Below are 16,875 nucleotides of genomic sequence, written 5' to 3' on the forward strand. Positions count from 1 at the left end.
GGCGGTCCTCACTTGTTGCTCGCAGCGCGGCTGCGAATGTAGTGGTTGAACAGCACCGCCAGCAGCAACATGCCGCCGAGGAATACGCGGTACCAGTCCGAATCGATGTTGGTGTACGAGATGCCGATCTGCACGACGCCGAAGATGAGCGCGCCGAAGCAGGCGCCGATCACCGAACCGAAGCCGCCGGTCAGCAGCGTGCCGCCGATGACCACGGCGATGATGGCCTCGAACTCCTTCTGCAGGCCGCGATCGGCCGCCGCCGAACCCACGTCGGCCACCTGCAGCACGCCGAACAGGCAGGCGCAGAAGGCGGTGAGCACGAACAGGGAGATCTTCACGCGACGCACGGGTACGCCGACGTTCTTGGCGGCGTTGGAGTCGCCGCCGACCATGTAGATCCAGTTGCCGAAGCGCGTACGGGCAAGCACGAAGCCGGCGACGATGGCCATGGCGGCCCACCACAGCAGCACCTTCGGAATGCCGCCCACGACCGGGTCGCCGCTAGGCAGCTTGTCGATCAGGTTCATGCCGGCCAATGCAGTGAACAGCCAGTGCATCGTGGTGCCGGAGAACAACGCGCTGATGACCGGGTCGCTGGTGAACTTGTCGCCCACGCCGCTGACGATGGTGCTGTTGGCGAAGCCGGTGGACAGCACCAGCGTCAGGCCACGCAGGATGAACATGAAAGCGAGGGTGACGATGAACGACGGCAGCTTCGTGCGGACCACGAGGTAGCCGTTGAGCCAGCCCAGCGCCATGGAGGCGACGAAGGAAAAGATCACCGCCGCCCACAGGGGCCAGCCGAGGTACATGGGGGGAATGGCGACCAGGACGCCGGAGAATCCGATCATCGAACCCATCGATAGATCGAATTCGCCGGCGATCATGAGCAGGCAGGCACCTACGGCGAGAATGCCGAGATAGCCTGCCACCTGGGCCCAGTTGATGACGCCATCGAGGGCGAACATGCCGGAGCCGCCGGCAGTGAAGCCGAAGAACACGAAAACGAGCACGGTGCCCGCGATCGAGCCCAGCTCGGGTCTCTCCAGGAGGATGCGCCAGGGGGATACCTTCCTGACCCGCTCATCCGAGGGTTTCGTGGCTTGCGGCGCTTGCGCGCGCTGACTCTGGATCATTTGCGTGACGCTCTCGTTGATGGCGCTCATGTTCGACTCCCGACGGTCAGCGGTACTGGCCGGCGTATTTCTCCACGGTGGCGACGTTGTCCTTGGTCACGAACGCGGGACCCGAACTGACGCCGGTGGCGGTATAGATGGGCTTGAGGTCGTACTGCTTGAGGCGGGCCTGGAACTTCGGATTGGCCTTGAGCGCGGCGATGATCTTCGCCGGGTCGTTGGTCTTCTGGTCGTGGGCGATCACCAGGGCGGCGATGCCCATGTAGCCCTGCAGATAGGGCTGCTGGTCGATGGCGTACTGGATCGTGCCGGACTTGATGCCGTCGATGATGGCTGGCGACAGGTCGAAGGTGCCGAAGTTGATCTTGCCGACCAGGTGCATGTCTTGCACGACCTTGATGGCCGGTTCCGCCGCGTTCGGGCCCAGGGCGAGGATCGCCTGGGTCTTCGGGTTGGCGCGCAGGTAGGCGCTGAGCTTGCTGGCGACCACCGTCGGGTCCATGCCCGTGTCGATCATCGAGGTCTTGCGCCAGTCCTTCAGGCCGATGGCGTCGGCGAAGCCCTGGCAGCGCTCGAACGAGGCGTTGTTGGTGGCGTAGTGGTTCACGCAGACGAAGCTGGTGATGCCGGCGGCCTTGGCGCGGTCACCGGCCGCCTTGCCGGCGTCGTATTCGCCCTGGCCCACATGCATGATCGCGCCGAGCTTCTTGCTCTCGTCCCGCGTGCCGGAGTTGATGGTGACGATGGGGATGCCCTTGGCGGAGATCTTGGCGGCGGGCGCCTTCAGCACCGCGAAGCTGGCGATGTCGAACGACACGCCCTGGTAGTTGCGGGCGGCCGCAGATTCCAGCTGGCGGGCCATTTCGCTCAGGTCGCCGTTGCCGGAGCCGCGGTAGTCGACGGCCACGCCGAAGTCTTCGCCGGCCTGCTTGATCGCGTTCTTGATGGTGTTCCACCAGGAATCCGAGTCGGCGGCGTGGGAGACCAGCACGTAGCGGTCGCCGGGGGCGGCATGGGCGGAAGGGGTGGAAAGACCGAGGCCCAGGGCCAGGGCGGCCGCCAATGAGGCGTGGAACAGTTTGGATCGCATAGTGCCTCCACAGGTGGCCGGGAGCCCGGCCGGGGATGGTGTCGAACGCGATACGGCCTCGCGGCCGCTGTTTGCCGAAAGCGGGCCGAGCATGGCTCCGTGGAATGCCGGTTGCAACTTGCATTGCAGCAAAAAAATAATTGGAAAAAATGTTCCATCGCGTGCTTCAATGCCGTCCGTCCCCCGACACGGAGCCATTCATGGCCAAACGCAGCGAAGCCGACGCGCTCATGCAGCGCATCGCCGAGGAGTTCGAGGCCCTGCCGCGCCAGTTGCAGGGTGTCGCCCGGTACCTTGAGGAACACCGCAGTTCCATCATGGTCCAGAGGGTGGGTGAGATCGCGGAGGGTTGCGGCGTGCACGCCTCGGCCGTGGTCCGCTTCGCCCAGCGCTTCGGCTATTCCGGCTTCACCGAGATGCAGGCCGTGTTCCGTAACGCCTGGACCGCCCAGGCCTCGCCGGCGCGTAGCTACCAGCAGCGAATCCGCAAGGTGATCGAGGACCGCGACAGCGCGATGCCCGCCGTGGAGATCGCCTCGCGCTTCATCGACGCCAGCCGCGCGGGCCTGGACGAACTGGCCCACGAACTCGACGAGCCGCGTTTCCAGAAGGCGATGGAACTGCTCGCCGCCGCCGAGAACATCTACGTGGTCGGCGTGCGCCGCTCGTTCGCCATCGCCACCTACATCGCCTACGCCCTGCAGCACACGCAGAAACGCGTGCACCTGGTCGACGGCCTGGGCGGCATGTACCGCGAGCAGCTGCGCAGCATCCGCAAGGGCGATGCGCTGATCGCCATCAGCTTTCCGCCGTTCGGCAAGGAAACCCTCTATGCGATGCGCGTGGCGCAGCAGCATCGCGCGAACGTGCTGGCGATCACCGAGAGCGATCTCGGCCCGCTGGCACGCCACTCGGATGTGTTGCTGAAGGTGAAGGAGGGCAGCGCGTTCGCTTTCCGTGGCCTCACCAGCACGATGTGCCTGTGCCAGGCGCTGTTCGTCGCGCTGGCCTACAAGCTTGAACTGACCGTCGAAGAAACGATTTCCCGAGGAGAATACGATGATTGAAGTTGCCGTTTTCGGTGCCGGTCGCATCGGCAAGATCCATGCGGGCAACGTCGCCCGACATCCCGAAGCGAAGCTGCGCTACGTGGTGGACGTGCACGAGCCCTCGGCGAAGGAATTGGCCGCGAAGCACGGCGCGAAGGTCGCCAGCGTCGATGAGGCGCTGAACGATCCGGCGGTGGGCGCGGTGGTGATCGGTTCCAGCACCGACACGCATGCCGACCTGATCCAGCGCGCGGCGGCCGCCGGCAAGGCGATCTTCTGCGAGAAGCCGGTGGACCTCGACGTGGAGCGCGCGCGTGCCTGCCAGGCCGCGGTGGAGAAGGCGGGCGTGGTCTGCATGATCGCCTTCCAGCGTCGCTTCGATCCCACGTTCTCGTCGCTGAAGAAGCGACTGGACGACGGTGAGATCGGCACGCCGGAAGTGCTGGTGGTGACCAGCCGCGATCCGGGCGCGCCGCCGGTGAATTACATCAAGAGCTCGGGTGGCGTGTTCAAGGACATGCTGATCCACGACTTCGACATCTTCCGCTGGGTGCTCGGCGACGTGGCGGTGAGCGTGCACGCGGCCGGTAGCTGCCTGACCGATCCGGCGATCGAAGGTGCGGGCGACATCGACACCACCGCCGTCACCATCCGCACCAAGAGCGGCAAGCTGTGCCAGATCAACACCTCGCGTCGCGCCGCCTACGGCTACGACCAGCGTTTCGAGGTGCTCGGCAGCAAGGGCATGCTCCAGGCCGGCAACGTCACGCCGACCCAGGTCGTGGCGCATACGGCCACTAACATCGCGCACGACCTGCCCGAGCACTTTTTCCTTGAGCGTTACCGCGATGCCTATGCGGCGGAGATCGCGCATTTCTTCGACGCGCTGGCCGCCGGCACGCCGGTGCGCACGACCATCGCCGACGGCATCAAGGCGCTGGAATTGGCCGAAGCCGCCGCGCGTTCCTGGCGCGAAGGCCAGGCCGTGCAGGTGAACATCTAAAGGCCACGCCCATGACCACCCTTCGTATCGGTCTCGCCGGCCTCGGCCGGCTTGGCCAGCGCTATGCCGAAAACCTCGCCCGGGCGGTGCCTCGGGCGGAACTGGTCGCCGTGTGCAGTCCTGTCGAAAGCGAACGCGACTGGGCGCGCGACACGCTGGGCGTGGCGACCATCCACGACAGCTACGAGCGCATGCTCGCCGATCCGTCCATCGACGCCGTGTTCCTGGTGACACCCACGTCGCTGCACCCGGCGCAGATCGAACAGGCGCTGGACGCCGGCAAGCACGTGTTCTGCGAAAAGCCGCTGTCGCTCGATCTCGACGAATGCCGCCGAGCCGCCGCCCACGCGGCGAAGGCGAGCAAGCGCGCGATGGTTGGCTTCGTGCGTCGTTTCGACGAGAGCTATCGCAACGCGTATAAGCACATCGCCGCGGGCGGCATTGGCCATCCCTTCCTCGTGTACTCGCAGACGGCGGATCTTGCCGACCCCTCCGGCGCGTTCCTCAAGTTCGCGCCGACCAGCGGTGGCATTTTCCTCGATTGCAGCGTGCACGACGTGGACCTGGCGCGCTGGTTGCTCGGTCGTCCGAAGGCGGTAAAAGCCTATGCCACCGGCACCGTCGCGATGTATCCGCCGCTGAAGGACATCGGCGATGTCGACAACGGTATCGCCATCGTCGAGTTCGAAGGCGGCCGCATGGCGATGTTCCATGCCTCGCGCACGCAGGCGCACGGGCACGACACGCATACCGACGTCACCGGCACGGCCGGCAAGGTGAGCGTGGGGCGTAACCCGCGCGCGGACCGGATCGAGATTTCCGACGCGGCGGGCGTACGCAACACGGTCGTGCCGTCGTTCTACGAGCGCTTCGCCCCGGCCTTCGTGACCCAGGCGAAGCACTTCGTGGATGCGGTCCTCGACGACACGCCGTTCGACATGACGATGGACGACGCCGTGGAAGCCACCCGCATCGCCATCGCCATGCGCGAATCATTGCAGAGCGGCAAGCCGGTGATGCTGGACTGAACCGTCACGCGCAAGCCCGCTCCTGATGTAGGAGCGCGCTTGCGCGCGATTTCCCCGTCCGCATGAAAAAAGCTTCATGCGACACGATGACGCACTGCAGCAACGACGCCTATAATAGGTAGCCATGTCCTTCCCCCCTCTCGTTCCCCATCGTGGACGGCGATTCGCCGTCACCGCGCGCATCCTTTCCGCGGTCGTCTTCACGTTCGTGTGCTACTTCAGCATCGGCATACCCCTCGCGGTGCTGCCGGGCTTCGTACACGCGAACCTGGGCTATGCCACCGTGCTCGCCGGCCTGGCGGTCAGCGCGCAGTATCTTGCGACTCTGCTGAGCCGACCGCACGCGGGACGCATGGCCGACGCCATGGGACCCAAACGCACCGTCATCGCCGGATTGATCGTGCTGGCACTCTCGGGCCTGTTCCTGGCCCTCGCAGCCCTCGTGCCGACCATGCCCGTGCTGTCGTTGGCACTCGTGCTGATGAGCCGCCTCGGTCTGGGCTTTGCCGAGAGCTGGGTGAGCACCGGCTCGATCACCTGGGGCATCGGCGGTATCGGCGGCGAGCACACCGCACGGGTGATCTCCTGGAACGGCATCGCCACCTACGGCGGTATCGCGCTGGGCGCGCCGCTGGGCGTGACATTGGCAGGCCACTTCGGTTTCATTTCGCTGGGCATCCTCACCTTTGCGCTGGGCCTTGTCGCGCTGCCCTTGGCGTTCTGGAAGGCCCGCGTGCCGCCAAGCCATGGCGAGCGCCTGCCGTTCAAGAGCGTGCTGTCCCGCGTGATGCCCTACGGCGCGGGCCTTGCCCTTGGCTCGATCGGCTTCGGCTCGCTGTCCACTTTCGTGGCGCTGTACTACGCGAGCCGTGGCTGGGCCGACGCGGCGCTGTCGCTGTCCGTGTTCGGCGGCTGTTTCATCGGCATGCGGCTGGTCTTCGGCAACACCATCGGCCGCTTCGGCGGCTACCGGGTGGCCATCGCCTCGCTGCTGGTGGAGTGCGTCGGCCTGGCCATGCTGTGGCTGGGCGACACCCCGCACCTGGCGCTGGCCGGTGCCACCCTGACCGGCTCGGGCTTCGCGCTGATCTTCCCCGCCCTGGGCGTGGAGGCCGTCAGCCGGGTGAGCATGCATAACCGAGGCGCGGCTTTGGGCGCGTATTCGGTCTTCCTTGACGTGGCGCTGGGCCTTACCGGTCCGGTGGGTGGCTGGGTTGCGGGCCGTTTCGACTATCCGGCGATCTTCCTGCTGGCGGGCATGGCCTCGCTGGCGGCGGTGGCTCTGTCCCTGTCGCTCTACCTGCGTTTCGGCCGCGACGAGCCTGAACGCGAATCCCGGGCCGACGCCCGGGCATAATGCGCTCCTGAACCTTCAAGAGAGCGTTGCATGCCATACGATCGCAGCTGGATGGGCTACGGCATCGACGGTGCCCTGGAAGCGGGCGGCATCGCCCTGCTCGTCGGCATCGTGATCTACCTGCTGGTGCGCTTCCTGTTCGGCAAGAGCGGTGGCTGGAGTGCGGGCAAGGAGCTCTCCATCGCCTATGTGCTCACCCTGGTCGTTGCCGGTGGCGAGGACATGTGGAACCTCTTCTACTTCAACGTGGTGCCGATGCAGTCCACCACGCTGCTGCGATTGAAGCTGGCCGCCGTGCACGATCCCGACGCCATCGGCCTGCGCGTGCTGTTCGAGCTGGTGGGCGCGCTGATCGGCGTCTGCATCGGCTGGGCCCTGTTCTCCGGCGGTTTCAAGCGCCTGATGGGGCACGTGCGCGGCTCCTGAGCGAGCCGGCCGGATCAGCGTTTCTGCGCGAACATCCAGGTCCACAGGTCGGGCGTCGCATAAGCCTTGTCCCACGAGCCGTGATTCACGCCGGGGAACTCGGTGTATTTCACCTTGGCGTGGCGCGCGGTGAGCGCGGCGTCCATCCGCCGGGACTGCTCGGTCGGCACCACGTCGTCGTCGCCCCCATGGAACAGCCAGACCGGTAGCTTGCCGACCTTCTTCGCCGTCCAGGCGTAGGCATCCTCGCCTTCCGGCACGCCGTGGACATACAGGGCGCGACCGTTGAGGCGTGCCGTGACGCCACCGCAGATGATGGCTGCCGCCGCGAAGGTGTGCGGGTGGTCCACGGCAAGCTGCCAGGAGCCGTAACCGCCCATGGACAGACCGGTGAGATAGAGCCGGTGGCGGTCGCCGTGGAATTCCTCGACACTTTTTTCCAGCGCGGCCATGGCCATCGCGGCGTTCGCCGGATCGGTCCATTCCTGCTCATCGGGCACCTGCGGAATGACCACCACGGCGGGAAAGTCCGGATGCGTCTCCAGCCAGGGCGGCAGGCCCTGGGCCAGTTGCTTCGTGTTGTCGTCGCCGCGCTCGCCGCTGCCATGCAGGAAGAGCACCACGGCCGGATGCTTCGACGACACCGTGGGAACGAAGACGCGGTAACGATAGGTGCGGCCCTGGACGTCCACGCTGCGCTCGACGAAGCGATCCGACGCGGCGAAGGCGGGGGCGGTCATGGCGGCGACGCCGAGGAAGAACAGGGTGCGCAACATGCGATATCTCCGAAACCTTGTCGCAGTGGAGCGAAGTAACGGGGTTTGCGCAAGGCGTCAGAGCACGGGGTCGAACAGCCGCGCGACATGCAGCGACACGCGCCGGAAGTAGGACAGGCGCCGGTAGTCGTTCGGATTCACCTCGTCGCTTTCCGCGAAATCCCTTTCCAGCATCGCCTCGACATCGGCCGCGAACCCCTCGTCGACATTCAACGCGGTGATCTCGAAATTCAGCCGGAAACTGCGGTTGTCCAGGTTCATGCTGCCCACCACTGCGGTGTCGTCGTCGATGAGCATGACCTTCTGGTGCACGAAGCCGGGTCGGTAGCGGAACATGCGGATACCCGCGAGCGTGGCCTCGTGCGCGTACAGCGTGGAGGCCATGAAGACGGTGCGGTGGTCGGGGCGGATGGGAATGAGGATGCGAACGTCCACGCCACGGAACACGGCCAGCCGCAGCGCGCCGAACACGGCCTGGTCGGGCACGAAGTAGGGCGTCGTGATCCACACGCGCTTCTTCGCCGCATGGATGGCCGTGGTGAAGAACAGCGAACAGCTTTCCTGCCGGTCAGCCGGACCAGTGGCGACGATCATCGTATTCGCGCGGCCGCAGCGTTCCTGCGGAGGCTGCGAAGGAGGACGCTCACCAGTCACCCAGTACCAGTCTTCCGCGAACGCGCGTTGCAGGTCGGCCACCGCCGGCCCTTCGATGCGCATGTGGGTATCGCGCCAGGGCGCCAGCGGCGGCTTCTCGCCGAGGTATTCGTCGCCGGCGTTGAGGCCGCCGACGAAACCGTGCGTGCCATCCACCACCAGCACCTTGCGATGGTTGCGGAAGTTGAGCTGGAAGCGGTTGCGCCAGCGCCGCGTCGCGAAGGGATGCACGCGGACACCGCCGTCGCGGAGCGTGGCGACATAGCTGTCGGGCAACGCGTGGCTGCCGATGCCATCGTAGAGCACGCAGACCTCGACGCCGGCCGCCGCGCGTTCGAGCAAGGCATCGCGCAGCCGGCGCCCAAGGCCGTCGTCGTGGATGATGAAGAACTGCACGAGCAGGTAACGCTCGGCCTTGCCGATGGCGGCGAACATCGCGTCGAAGGCTTCGTCGCCGTCCACCAGCAAGGTGAGGGCGTTGCCGCCGTGCATGGCGGTCTTCAGCATCCGGCCGATCGCCGCATACCGCTCGTCCTGGACCGCGGGCGGATGGGGGAGCAGGGCATTCTGGGTCTTGCCGGCTTCTTCGTGGAGCATGAAGAAGCGCGCCTGGCGCTGGCGGTGCAGGTCGACATAGCCGCCAAAATGGCTGGCGCCCAGGAACAGGTAGGGCACGAGGGTGACGTAGGGCAGCAGCACGAGGCCGAGCACCCAGGCGAAGGCGCCCTGCGCGGTGCGGGTGTGCATCACGGCGTGCATGGCGGCGAAGACGCCGGCGACATGCAGGCCCAGGGCCGTGAGGGCAATCAGGGTGATGATCACGGGGCGGCCCCTTCGATCTTCAAGTTTGCGGCAACAATCTTTGTCGCGTAGAGGAGTTTTTGCATGCCTGGCCCGGCCGGAGAATGGACACCATCGCTTTCTTCCGAGCCTATCCTATGCATACCCCGTCGTCCCGTCTGCCCCTGCTGGCGTTGTCGGTGGCCGCTTTCGCCATTGGCACCACCGAGTTCGTCATCATGGGTCTGTTGCCCGAGGTGGCCGCCGACCTGAAGGTGAGCATCCCTTCCGCCGGCATGCTGGTGTCCGGTTACGCCCTGGGCGTTGCGGTCGGCGCGCCGGTACTGGCCGCCCTCACCGCGAAGCTCGAACGTAAGCGCGCCCTGTTGCTGCTGTTGGGCCTGTTCATCCTGGGCAATCTCCTCTGCGCCGTAGCGCCCGGCTACGACGTGCTGATGGCGGCTCGTGTCGTGGCCGCGTTCTGTCATGGTTCGTTCTTCGGCATTGGCGCCGTGGTGGCGGCGCACCTGGTGCCCGCCAACCAGCGCGCCCGCGCCATCGCGATGATGTTCGCCGGCCTTACCCTGGCCAATGTGCTGGGTGTGCCGTTCGGTACCTTCCTTGGCCAGTGGGCTGGCTGGCGCTCCACGTTCTGGGCGGTGACCTTGCTCGGTGTGATCGCGGCGGTGGCGGTGGTCCGTTTCGTCCCGGCCCTGCCGAACCTCAAGGCGCCGGACATGGCACGTGAACTGAAGGTGCTGCGCGAGCCGCAGGCCTTGATCGCGCTGGCGATGACCGTGCTGGGCTTCGGTGGTGTGTTCACCGTGTTCACCTATATCGCGCCGATCCTCCAGGAGCAGTCGCACATCAGCCCGCAGTGGACGGGTGCCGTGCTGGTTCTGTTCGGTCTGGGCACCACCATCGGCAACATGCTCGGTGGCCGCCTGGCCGACTGGAAACTCATGCCGTCGCTGATGGGCATCCTCGTGGTGCTGGCCGTGCTCATGGCCGCCTTCGCCTGGACGATGCACTCGACCGTCGCGTCGATCGTCACGGTTTTCGTCTGGGGCGTCGCGGCATTCGCCACGGTGGCACCGTTGCAGTCCCGCGTGGTGCATGTGGCGGGCGACGCGCCGAACCTCGCCTCGACGCTGAATATCGCGGCGTTCAATCTCGGTAACGCCGGTGGTGCGTGGTTGGGCGGTGCGGTGATCGCCGCGGGTTACGCGCTGCCGGTCGTCAGCCTGGCGGGCGCCGCCGTGACAGTGGCTGGCTTGCTGGCGACGATTGTGAGCGTGGCGCTGGAGCGACGTGCGGCGACGACGGCTGTCACCGCCGGTTGCGTTTGATATGGCGTAAACGAGCAAGGCTGCGACAGCCTCACTCGTCGTTCCTGTGAAAACAGGAACCCAGCGCCTCGGTTCGCCAGTAGGGCGAGGGCGCTGGATCGGCTCTACGTAGGAGGCCGCGACGCGACAACCGATCGCCCCGCGCTGGGTTCCAGCGTTCGCTGGAACGACGGTTCGCTCGCTCGTCGTTCCTGTGAAAACAGGAACCCAGCGCCCCGGTTCACCAGCATGGCGAGGGCGCTGGATCGGCCTTTGCGTAGGAGGCCGCGACGCGACAACCGATCGCCCCGCGCTGGGTTCCAGCGTTCGCTGGAACGACGGTTCGCTCGCTCGTCGTTCCTGTGAAAACAGGAACCCAGCGCCCCGGTTCACCAGCATGGCGAGGGCGCTGGATCGGCCTTTGCGTAGGAGGCCGCGACGCGACAACCGATCGCCCCGCGCTGGGTTCCAGCGTTCGCTGGAACGACGGTTCGCTCGCTCGTCGTTCCTGTGAAAACAGGAACCCAGCGCCCCGGTTCACCAGCATGGCGAGGGCGCTGGATCGGCCTTTGCGTAGGAGGCCGCGACGCGATAGCCGATCGCCCCGCGCTGGGTTCCAGCGTTCGCTGGAACGACGGTTCGCGAGCTCGTCGTTCCTGTGAAAACAGGAACCCAGCGCCTCGGTTCACCAGCACCGCGAGGGCACCGCATCGGCTTGTGCGTAGGAAGCCTCGACGCGATAGCCGATCGCCCCGCGCTGGGTTCCAGCGTTCGCTGGAACGACGGTTCGCGAGCTCGTCGTTCCTGTGAAAACAGGAATCCAGCGCCTCGGTTCGCCAGTAGGGCGAGGGCGCTGGATCGGCTCCACGTAGGAGGCCGCGACGCGACAACCGCTCGCCTCGCGCTGGGTTCCAGCGTTCGCTGGAACGACGGATCGCGAGCTCGTCGTTCCTGTGAAAACAGGAACCCAGCGCCTCGGTTCGCCAGTAGGGCGAGGGCGCTGCATCGGCCTTTGCGTAGGAGGCCGCGACGCGACAACCGCTCGCCTCGCGCTGGGTTCCAGCGTTCGCTGGAACGACGATAGGTGGGCTATCGTTGCTTTGAAAACAGAAACCTGAAAGGCGACGACGCTACTTCGTCGCCTTTTCCGGCTTGTTGGACACCAGCATGTTCGCCACCGACTGCGCCTGCCTTCGGATCTCGGGGATGGCCGTGGATTCCCACAGCGCACCGCGCAGCAGGCTGCCGATAGCGAAGAGGTTCGCGCGTGGCTTGCCATCGTGATCGAGCAGGTGACCGTCGCGTTGCGCCTTCAGGCCAAGGCCCAGCGAATCGGGCAGCACGAGATTGTCGACGATCAACTGCCGTACCAGGGGATGCTTAGTACGCAGCGTATCGGTGTTGAGGCCGACGGTCTGCACGACGATGTCGTAGGTTTCGGTGATTTCGTTGCCGCCGGGCAGGGCGCGCAGCACCGCGAGTTCACCGTCAGGCGAGAGGCTCACCGAGCGCATGCGACCGCGCAGGCGCTTCAGGCGGTCGGCCTTTTCGAGCTTGATCACCGCGTCGGTGACCTGCGGCGGCATACGATGGCGTGCACGTTCCCACGCCCAGCGCGCATGGCGCAGAAACCTGGCGCGTTCGGCCACGGGAAGGTCGGCCCACAAGGACTGCGTGTGCGGACGCATGCCGTCGATGACGGTACGCCAGTCCACGGCGCGTTCTTCGTCGCTGTTGGCGCCGTGCGCGTAGCGACCCAATCCCATCGCCTTGCGCAGGCGCTTCGACCAGTTGCGTGCGTTGGGATCGTCGCGCAGCGCCTCGATAAGGTCGCTGCCGTCGTCACCGGGTACCGACGGTGAATCCAGGTGCGGTTCCGGCAGCTTGCCGTGGCGCGATAGCGCGGTGAATCGCGCATTGGGCCACTTCGCCGACAGCTCCAGCAGGACATCGACGGCGGTGAGGCCCAGCCCGATCACGAGGACACGCAAGGGCCTGTCGTCTTCGGAGGCCGAGGCCAGGTAAGGCCACGGATCGGTGACATAGCGACCGCTGGCCATCGCCGCGTCCTGCACGCCCGGCAGCGGGCGCGGAGGCAGCGAACCGATCGCGAGCACGGCCGCGTCCGCATGGGCGGACTCGTCGCCGTAGCCGATGGTGATGCCTTCCTTCGAAGGCACCAGCGAATCGGCGGTGAACGGCACGACGTTGATGTGGTGCTTGAACGTGTGGGCGTTTCCGATCGCCTGCTCGACACGCGATCGCAGGAAATCGCCGTACAACTTGCGCGGCAGGAAATCGGAACCCTTGACGTGCGGGTCGAGCGACTGCGCGTACTCGAGGAAACCGCCAGGTTTGCTGACGAACATGCCCATCGAAGCGGCACGTACGTTGAGCAGGTGACGCTCCGACGGCGTGCCATAGGCGACGCCGCGACCGGCGTCGGGTCGACCGGCGTACCAGTCGAGATGGAGCGGCTTGGGGGTTCGCCGCTCCAGTAATTCACTCACCAGCGTCGCCGCTGCTGCGCCACCGCCGATGATGGCGACTTTCTGAAACATGTGTTGGTCCTTCGCCCGTAGGGTGGGGTGGAGGGCCGTGAGACCGTCAGGCCGTCAGGCGTCCCGCAATGATCGACTGCCTCGGTCGTGCGATCCAGTGTCCGGAGGGACCGGGCTGCTCATACGCGAGGTACTGTGCCAGATCGCCACCATACACGTGAAGCGTGAGGGCCGTGTCGTGCCGCGACAGATTGCGGCAGCGATGTGCATGGGTTTCCGCACCGTCGAACCAGGTGGCGTCGCCCGGACCCAGCCAGGTGCGGCCGCTGCTGCGCAGGGAGTGCTCGTCGTCGCCCTTGTCGAACGACTCGACCTCGAGCGCGCCGGCAATGGTGGCTTCGAGCCCCCACAATCCGCCATGGTCGTGCACGGGGGTGGAGTAATCCGGTGGCCACGCCATAACCAGCACGCTCACGGGTGGCTTGGAACGCTCGGCCAGCATCCAGCGCTCGAAGCCGCGGCGACGCTCGCGAAGCGCTCCCAGGGATGCCAGGACCTCGCCGTTGCGCGCGTGCAGCTCGCGCCCGATCTCGCGCCCCATGGAGGCCAGGTCCGGGTGTTCGCCGTCCGACAGGTCGAACGCGATGTCGCGCAAGCTGGTGATGATGGATGAACGTTTACCCATGGAAGGGCCCGCCCCGTAAATCGACTGGGGGAAAGTGGAGCATGGGGGCTGTTAAACACTCGTAACCCCCGGTCGCGAAAACGTCTTTAAACTCTTTTGCGAAAGGCCGCATCCAAGGAACGAACCGCCCACGGGCGGCCTTGCGTAACGGAGAGCTTCGCCATGATCGTCCTCACTTCGCTCGTCGTCCTCGCCGCCGGTTTCTGGCTGGTCTTCGCCCTGATCGGCGCGATGCTGAAACTGGTGTTCGGTATCGTCGGTGGCGTGTTCAGCCTGGTCGGCAGCCTGCTTGGCGCCCTGGTGGGCGGCGTGGCGATGCTGCTGGTCGCCCCGGTGGTCGCCCTGGCCCTGATGCCGATCCTGTTACCGGTGGGCCTGCTGGTGCTGCTGGTGTGGGGCATCGCCCGGGCCACCCGCAAGCCGGACGTGGTGGTGACGCCGGCGTCGCGCTGACGCCGGCGCCCTTGCTTCAGAGTTGTCTCAGATCGAACGACACGGGGATGCGCGCCCAGGCGCGCACCGCCTTGCCGTCGGCCGTGGCGGGCTGGAAGCGCCACGCGGCGAGCACCTGGTCGCGTGCGGTGATGTCCAGGATCGAGTGCCCGCTGCTTTTTTCGATCTCGACCTGCACGGGCTTGCCCGTCTCGTCGACAAGCACCCGCAAGGTCACCGTGCCTTCCATGCGCCGCGAGATCGCCGCCCTCGGGTAGGCCGGTGCGGGCGCCGACACATAAGCTAGGTGGGCCTCCACCGGTGCCGACACCACGGCCGGGGTCGTGGGTGCGGCATCGGCCGTTGGGGCGGGCGTCATCGGCGCACTGCCTTCCTCGGTGGGTGTTGCCTGGGGCGGCGCTACGGGTTGTGGCCTGGTCACCACGGGCGGTGCCACGTCATGGCGCACGACGGGCACCGGTTTGAGGTCGATCGGCGGCGGTGGCACGACCTTGGGTTCCGTCGGATGGTCCACGAGACGGATCACCGGTGCGATCAGCGGGGCGGTTTCGATATGCGCCACCATGGGCCGCATCACGGCGATCAGGGCGGCAGCGTTGAGGGCGATCGCCGCGCTCATCGCGACGATACGGACGGTATCCGGGTGAACCCCGGCCAGGGACTGCGGACGAGCGAACGACATGAGCCACCTCCTGCGACGTGAGGGGAAGGTGATGCGCGGTCGGGAACACGGCCGGGTGGGGGCCGGCGGGGATCGTGTTCAGGTCCGGTTTCAGATTAGGCTCAGTGCGCAGGATCTTGCAATAGGATTCGCGGGGCGAATCGATGTTGCGATGACGGCCTCGGCTTATCCGTAGGCCCGCTGCCGCGGGATCGCCGCTGAAGCGGCTCCCACAGCGCGCATTCGTTCGTCAATGGGCGACGAGCATTGGCACGTCGGACTGCATGAATAGGTAGCGGGTGGTGCCGCCGAGCACCATCTCGGAGAGGCGCGAGCGGCCCCAGGCGCCCATGACGATGAGGTCGGCGCCTTCCCGGTGGGCGATGTCGAGCAAGGCGGGGCCGGGCGACGACAGGGACGCATCGTCGAGGCGGCGTACCTCGGCCTTGACCCCGTGGGTATCGAGCCAGCCACAGATGTCGGTGTCGGGCAGGGCGCAGGTGCCGGTGTCTTCGTCGCGGCTGCCGTCGATGACGGTCACACGGGAGGCCTTGCGCATCAGGGGAAGGGCGGAGCGTACGGCGAGCGCGGACTCGCGACTGCCGCTCCAAGCCACCAGCACGTGCTCGCCGAGAGTGTCGACGGGCGCGTTGTCCGGCACTACCAGCACGCCCCGGCTGGACGCGAACACGGTGCGCGAGACCACGCCGAAGCCTACGGGCGCGTCGCCACGCATGGTGGACGAGCGCTCCATCACCACCAGGTCGTAGCCCGCGGACGCGTGTGCCAGCAACGTCACCGTGTCGCCCGTGCCGACGCGCCAGTTGCCCTTGAGACCACGCGAGGTGACCAGGGCGGACCAGTCATCGGAGATCGCCTTGGCGTCAGTGGTGCGCTGGCGCACCGCGTCCAACTGCATCGGCACCGCTTCGGGAACGGTGAAGGCCGTCGCCGGCAGGTCGACCACGTGGAGGGCGTCCAGCCGTGCGCCGATGCGCGAGGCCATGGCCAATGCGGCGCGCAGGCCGGCGCCCTGGGGCGGGAGACGTGCGATATGCAGCAGCAGTTCGAGGGTCATGACGGCATGGAACACCGCCAGACAGGCAAGGTCAATGGCCGTTCCGTGACGACAGGCAAAAATTGCCCGATGAGAGCGGTTCTCGACAAGCGGCCCCCTGCGGTACCCTCGGATACTCCCTCTTCGCTCCGCTGGAACCTTCCATGACCCTCGACAGCGCCCGGCCGCGCTACCCCTTTGCCGAAGAAGTCGCCAGCAGCGTGATCCACGGCATCGGCGTGGTGCTCAGCATCGCCGGACTCGCCGTGCTGGTCGCCTTCTCGGCGATGTACGGGAATGTCCGCACGGTGGTCGCCAGTTCGGTCTTCGGCAGCACCCTGATCCTGCTGTACACCGCCTCGACGCTCTATCACTCGGTCCCGGGCGAGATGCCCAAGCGCGTGCTGCGCACGCTCGACCATATCGCCATCTTCCTGCTTATCGCGGGCACCTATACGCCGTTCACCTTGCTGGCGCTGCCCGGCGCATGGGGCTGGGGGCTGTTCGGCACGATCTGGACGCTGGCCATCGTCGGCAGCGCCGCGGAGCTGGGCATGCTCAAGCGCTACCGCAAGGCGGCGGTGGTGATGTACGTGCTGATGGGCTGGGTCGCCGTGGTGGCGATCCAGCCGCTACGCGAGAACGTGGAGACCGGCGGCCTGGTGCTGCTGTTCGCCGGTGGCGTGGCCTATACGGCGGGCGTGCCGTTCTACGTGGCGAAGAAGCTGCCGTTCGGCCACGCGATCTGGCATTTGTTCGTGCTGGCGGGCAGCGTGCTGCATTACCTGGCGATCTTGCTTTACGTCATTCCTGACGCGCCGTCGCATTGAGCTCCATGGCGACGGCGCGAACGCCATGGATCGCGGCAACCCTTTTTTTTGTAGGAGC

General features: G+C 66.4%; 16 protein-coding genes. 8 read left to right on the top strand and 8 right to left on the bottom strand.

Features of this window, described 5'->3' with window-relative positions; translation table 11 throughout:
- Nucleotides 1-8 precede the first annotated feature (8 nt).
- On the bottom strand, nt 9-1,169 hold the full coding sequence (locus GAK28_RS06810) for an ABC transporter permease (RefSeq protein WP_291776481.1): 1,161 nt from the start codon (nt 1,167-1,169) through the stop codon (nt 9-11).
- A gap of 16 nt (nt 1,170-1,185) precedes the next feature.
- Complete coding sequence (locus GAK28_RS06815) at nt 1,186-2,229, bottom strand: sugar ABC transporter substrate-binding protein (RefSeq protein ID WP_291776483.1); 1,044 nt, start codon at nt 2,227-2,229, stop codon at nt 1,186-1,188.
- Nucleotides 2,230-2,429: 200 nt separating this feature from the next.
- Here GAK28_RS06815 and GAK28_RS06820 point away from each other — a divergent pair, with 200 nt between their 5' ends.
- From GAK28_RS06820 to GAK28_RS06840, 5 genes are all read left to right on the top strand, one after another.
- Entirely contained in the window at nt 2,430-3,296 is an 867-nt protein-coding gene (locus GAK28_RS06820) for a MurR/RpiR family transcriptional regulator (protein WP_291776485.1), read from the top strand.
- Entirely contained in the window at nt 3,289-4,281 is a 993-nt protein-coding gene (gene iolG / locus GAK28_RS06825) for an inositol 2-dehydrogenase (RefSeq protein WP_291776487.1), read from the top strand. The genes GAK28_RS06820 and iolG overlap by 8 nt, the downstream gene beginning before the upstream one ends.
- 11 nt (nt 4,282-4,292) lie before the next feature.
- Entirely contained in the window at nt 4,293-5,309 is a 1,017-nt protein-coding gene (locus tag GAK28_RS06830; RefSeq protein ID WP_291776489.1) for a Gfo/Idh/MocA family oxidoreductase, read from the top strand.
- A 124-nt stretch (nt 5,310-5,433) separates the two neighbouring features.
- Complete coding sequence (locus tag GAK28_RS06835) at nt 5,434-6,666, top strand: MFS transporter (RefSeq protein ID WP_291776490.1); 1,233 nt, start codon at nt 5,434-5,436, stop codon at nt 6,664-6,666.
- 30 nt (nt 6,667-6,696) lie between these two features.
- Nucleotides 6,697-7,092, top strand: coding sequence for a hypothetical protein (locus GAK28_RS06840; RefSeq protein WP_291776492.1), 396 nt, complete (start codon nt 6,697-6,699; stop codon nt 7,090-7,092).
- 14 nt (nt 7,093-7,106) lie between these two features.
- On the opposite strand, the gene GAK28_RS06845 is transcribed toward GAK28_RS06840, so the two are convergent.
- Together GAK28_RS06845 and cls are read right to left on the bottom strand one after the other, a co-directional pair.
- Complete coding sequence (locus GAK28_RS06845; protein WP_291776494.1) at nt 7,107-7,868, bottom strand: prolyl oligopeptidase family serine peptidase; 762 nt, start codon at nt 7,866-7,868, stop codon at nt 7,107-7,109.
- A 57-nt stretch (nt 7,869-7,925) separates the two neighbouring features.
- Nucleotides 7,926-9,344 carry a cardiolipin synthase gene (gene cls, locus GAK28_RS06850; RefSeq protein WP_291776496.1) on the bottom strand — a complete coding sequence of 473 codons (1,419 nt, stop codon included), beginning with the start codon at nt 9,342-9,344 and terminating at the stop codon, nt 7,926-7,928.
- 116 nt (nt 9,345-9,460) lie between these two features.
- Between cls and GAK28_RS06855 the strand changes: the two genes are divergently transcribed.
- Nucleotides 9,461-10,651, top strand: a complete 1,191-nt coding sequence (locus tag GAK28_RS06855) for an MFS transporter (RefSeq protein ID WP_291776498.1) — start codon at nt 9,461-9,463, stop codon at nt 10,649-10,651.
- 1,109 nt (nt 10,652-11,760) lie between these two features.
- Here GAK28_RS06855 and GAK28_RS06860 read toward each other — a convergent pair.
- Together GAK28_RS06860 and GAK28_RS06865 are read right to left on the bottom strand one after the other, a co-directional pair.
- A complete protein-coding gene (locus tag GAK28_RS06860) occupies nt 11,761-13,191 on the bottom strand; it encodes an FAD/NAD(P)-binding protein (protein WP_291776500.1) in 1,431 nt (476 codons plus the stop codon).
- Between the two features lie 46 nt (nt 13,192-13,237).
- Nucleotides 13,238-13,816 carry a cysteine dioxygenase family protein gene (locus tag GAK28_RS06865; protein ID WP_291776502.1) on the bottom strand — a complete coding sequence of 193 codons (579 nt, stop codon included), beginning with the start codon at nt 13,814-13,816 and terminating at the stop codon, nt 13,238-13,240.
- Nucleotides 13,817-13,978: 162 nt separating this feature from the next.
- Here GAK28_RS06865 and GAK28_RS06870 point away from each other — a divergent pair, with 162 nt between their 5' ends.
- Complete coding sequence (locus tag GAK28_RS06870; protein ID WP_291776504.1) at nt 13,979-14,269, top strand: hypothetical protein; 291 nt, start codon at nt 13,979-13,981, stop codon at nt 14,267-14,269.
- Between the two features lie 16 nt (nt 14,270-14,285).
- Here the strand turns inward: GAK28_RS06870 and GAK28_RS06875 are convergent, their stop codons facing one another.
- On the bottom strand, nt 14,286-14,951 hold the full coding sequence (locus tag GAK28_RS06875; protein ID WP_291776506.1) for an energy transducer TonB: 666 nt from the start codon (nt 14,949-14,951) through the stop codon (nt 14,286-14,288).
- Nucleotides 14,952-15,180: 229 nt separating this feature from the next.
- The gene (locus GAK28_RS06880) at nt 15,181-16,008 is read right to left on the bottom strand and encodes a universal stress protein (RefSeq protein ID WP_291776508.1); all 828 of its coding nucleotides are present in this window, start codon (nt 16,006-16,008) and stop codon (nt 15,181-15,183) included.
- A 143-nt stretch (nt 16,009-16,151) separates the two neighbouring features.
- Here GAK28_RS06880 and GAK28_RS06885 point away from each other — a divergent pair, with 143 nt between their 5' ends.
- Nucleotides 16,152-16,817, top strand: a complete 666-nt coding sequence (locus tag GAK28_RS06885; RefSeq protein ID WP_291776509.1) for a hemolysin III family protein — start codon at nt 16,152-16,154, stop codon at nt 16,815-16,817.
- The last annotated feature ends 58 nt before the right edge of the window (nt 16,818-16,875 follow it).

The organism is Luteibacter sp. (assembly GCF_009912395.1).
Taxonomy (GTDB): domain Bacteria; phylum Pseudomonadota; class Gammaproteobacteria; order Xanthomonadales; family Rhodanobacteraceae; genus Luteibacter.

Coding starts and splice junctions, on each gene's coding strand:
- GAK28_RS06820 (WP_291776485.1), top strand. CDS start 2,430: ATGGCCAAACGCAGCGAAGCCGACGCGCTCATGCAGCGCATCGCCGAG.
- GAK28_RS06830 (WP_291776489.1), top strand. CDS start 4,293: ATGACCACCCTTCGTATCGGTCTCGCCGGCCTCGGCCGGCTTGGCCAG.
- GAK28_RS06870 (WP_291776504.1), top strand. CDS start 13,979: ATGATCGTCCTCACTTCGCTCGTCGTCCTCGCCGCCGGTTTCTGGCTG.
- GAK28_RS06810 (WP_291776481.1), bottom strand. CDS start 1,169: ATGAGCGCCATCAACGAGAGCGTCACGCAAATGATCCAGAGTCAGCGC.
- GAK28_RS06845 (WP_291776494.1), bottom strand. CDS start 7,868: ATGTTGCGCACCCTGTTCTTCCTCGGCGTCGCCGCCATGACCGCCCCC.
- GAK28_RS06860 (WP_291776500.1), bottom strand. CDS start 13,191: ATGTTTCAGAAAGTCGCCATCATCGGCGGTGGCGCAGCAGCGGCGACG.
- GAK28_RS06835 (WP_291776490.1), top strand. CDS start 5,434: ATGTCCTTCCCCCCTCTCGTTCCCCATCGTGGACGGCGATTCGCCGTC.
- GAK28_RS06880 (WP_291776508.1), bottom strand. CDS start 16,008: ATGACCCTCGAACTGCTGCTGCATATCGCACGTCTCCCGCCCCAGGGC.
- GAK28_RS06855 (WP_291776498.1), top strand. CDS start 9,461: ATGCATACCCCGTCGTCCCGTCTGCCCCTGCTGGCGTTGTCGGTGGCC.
- iolG (WP_291776487.1), top strand. CDS start 3,289: ATGATTGAAGTTGCCGTTTTCGGTGCCGGTCGCATCGGCAAGATCCAT.
- GAK28_RS06840 (WP_291776492.1), top strand. CDS start 6,697: ATGCCATACGATCGCAGCTGGATGGGCTACGGCATCGACGGTGCCCTG.
- GAK28_RS06875 (WP_291776506.1), bottom strand. CDS start 14,951: ATGTCGTTCGCTCGTCCGCAGTCCCTGGCCGGGGTTCACCCGGATACC.
- GAK28_RS06885 (WP_291776509.1), top strand. CDS start 16,152: ATGACCCTCGACAGCGCCCGGCCGCGCTACCCCTTTGCCGAAGAAGTC.
- GAK28_RS06815 (WP_291776483.1), bottom strand. CDS start 2,229: ATGCGATCCAAACTGTTCCACGCCTCATTGGCGGCCGCCCTGGCCCTG.
- GAK28_RS06865 (WP_291776502.1), bottom strand. CDS start 13,816: ATGGGTAAACGTTCATCCATCATCACCAGCTTGCGCGACATCGCGTTC.